Genomic DNA, 2,220 nt, shown 5'->3' on the forward strand with positions numbered 1-2,220 from the left:
GTACAAGCTTCATAAGCCCCCCGTTTAACTGACGACACGCCCTAGGGCCTGTGCCTACGCAGGCCCTGTGCTGCCAAGCCGAGCCGTTATCTAGGGCGGCATCCCCGGTGATTGTCAGCCGGAAGCCGACGCAGGCACGACACAACGGTGCCCTTGACCACGACTACCCCCGGCCCATAGCTGAACCCTCTTGTCTTCTAGCGATGACAAGCAACTGCCGCGCCCTCTGGTGCGGCTCTTTCGTTCGGCCTGTCCACTCCGGCCCTCGGGCCGGGGCCCCCAAGGAATGCAGTGCATGGGCTTATCTGATGCACAGCGCCCTTCCCGCTGGTGTTTCGACGGACCCACTTACCGCACCTTCCCTTGCGCTCACCGGGTACAAGGGCTACGCTCGTCCCCTCAGGCACCGCAAACGGATCGAGGAGGCTTTCGGCTGGGCCAAAACCATCGGAGGCGCCGTCCAGACCGTTTATCGCGGCATTGAATGCGCACGGTTTCGCTTCATCATGACGCTGGCCGCCGGAAATCTCCCCAGACTGCCAAAGCTGACCCGGCTTGAGCAGAAGATGACGTCGCAAACCGACCAAACCCGCCACACAGAACAGATGAACAAGCCAAAGCCGCAGCAGAGCTGAAAATGACATCTTCAGCGCGGCACTAAACCAGCGACCTGTTGGTCTCCGAGTGCTACCCTCCTCACGCTTTAGCGTTCTCGGGCGGAATCCCCACCAAGTGCTACTTAAGTAGCTATTTTTGTTGTCACCCTTGCATAAAATGGCAGCAAAGTGCTAACCTCGCCTGCCGAAGACAGAACGCTGTCATAATTTGGTAGCAACGCGTTGCCACCCGGAGTAAACCAACTGACCAGACCTTCCGTTCGAGGTTTGGAAAAGCCCAGGCCGCCATGACGACCAAAGTTGAATTCAAGGATATCAGCAATTTCGTTCATGTCGCGAGGACGGGAAGCCTGATGCGCGCCGGTATGATTTCCGGCGCACCAAAGGCAACGCTCAGCCACAGCATCCGCCGCCTGGAGGATTTGCTGGAAGTTGAGTTGTTTCATCGTTCTCAGAGAGGCTTGCAGCTCACAGATTCTGGACGTGCCCTTCTAGATAATACCGGCCGTATATTTGACAGCATCGAACTGGCTGCAAGTGCGGCTCAACGTGCCCATAGCTCCTTGAATGGTAAAGTGAGGATATTAGGAAGTGCGGAGTTTGGGACCAGCATTATTGGCGCAGCAACTTTGTACTTGGCAAGAGAGCATCCGGGGCTATCCTTCGAAACACGAATGTACCCTAGTGACACTCCATTGCCAGAACAAACAGAATTTGATTGCCTTATTTTTGTTGGCACTGCCCCATCATCTCATCACGTTTGTCGAAAACTAGGCAATGTTGGGTATCGCGCCTACGCTAGTCCGCTACTTCTGCAGCGGCTAGGAACCCCTAATTCTGTTGAGGATATAAGGGAAATGCCCGGCATAGAATATACGCGCAAGGGAATAGCGGAGCCTTGGCTACTTCAAGACACAGACGGACAGCGGATTGGCGATTACAATGTGCGATTCAGCGTTCATGATTATTGGATGGCAAAATTCTATGCAGTTTCAGGAGAGGCAATAGCATATCTGCCGAACTTTTTTGTGCATTATGAAGTTGCTCAAGGTCACCTCATACCGCTCCTCCAAGAAGCCAACGAGAGTGAAAAAATATCTGTCTGGGCAATATATGGCGCCGCCCGCCATCGCAACCCTCGCGTCAAACTAGTAATTGATACGCTTTGCCAAAACTTCGACAAATTGATTCGTCACCCAGGCTATGCACTCGTGCGTCAGGACCTATAACTCTAAACCTGTCAACGGCGGCGCAAAAATCGGCCATGGCGGCGGAGCAAAACCAGGCCAGTTGGTGAGGGTGTGCGCCATGGCACGCGCGCTTTCCACATAGCTGGCGTGTGCCATTGCGCACTGGCCCGTCAGGGCCAATCGTCGTGAGATATCTGGATCGAGATCAACGCCGCTTGGTAAGCGGCAAGGAGACCCCGTGGGTTAGCGGCGTTGCCGGTCCGGGATAGGCTGGTGGCGTTGGTCTGACGCCGGGGTTCCATGTCTACGACTAGTTCTACGCCTATGCCTGCGACTGGTAGCTTACAGTTGGTCGAGGCTGTGATCGAGTGTTGATTTTCACTGAGAACTGATGGGGTGGATGCCCGCTCCCG

Annotated in this window: 1 protein-coding gene and 1 pseudogene; both read left to right on the top strand. The window is 55.0% G+C overall.

Annotation, left to right across the window (positions count from 1 at the left end):
• Positions 1 to 371 precede the first annotated feature (371 nt).
• Positions 372 to 548, top strand: a pseudogene (locus tag B7449_RS22860) (IS5/IS1182 family transposase); the annotation flags it as partial.
• A gap of 356 nt (positions 549 to 904) precedes the next feature.
• Positions 905 to 1,846 carry a LysR family transcriptional regulator gene (locus tag B7449_RS12245; RefSeq protein WP_082084851.1) on the top strand — a complete coding sequence of 314 codons (942 nt, stop codon included), beginning with the start codon at positions 905 to 907 and terminating at the stop codon, positions 1,844 to 1,846.
• Positions 1,847 to 2,220: the final 374 nt, after the last annotated feature.

The sequence above is a fragment of the Komagataeibacter intermedius TF2 genome (genome assembly GCF_000964425.1).
Taxonomy (GTDB): domain Bacteria; phylum Pseudomonadota; class Alphaproteobacteria; order Acetobacterales; family Acetobacteraceae; genus Komagataeibacter; species Komagataeibacter intermedius.

Bases quoted from the DNA above. Each gene is read 5' to 3' on its own strand.
- B7449_RS12245 (WP_082084851.1), top strand. From the start codon at position 905: ATGACGACCAAAGTTGAATTCAAGGATATCAGCAATTTCGTTCATGTC.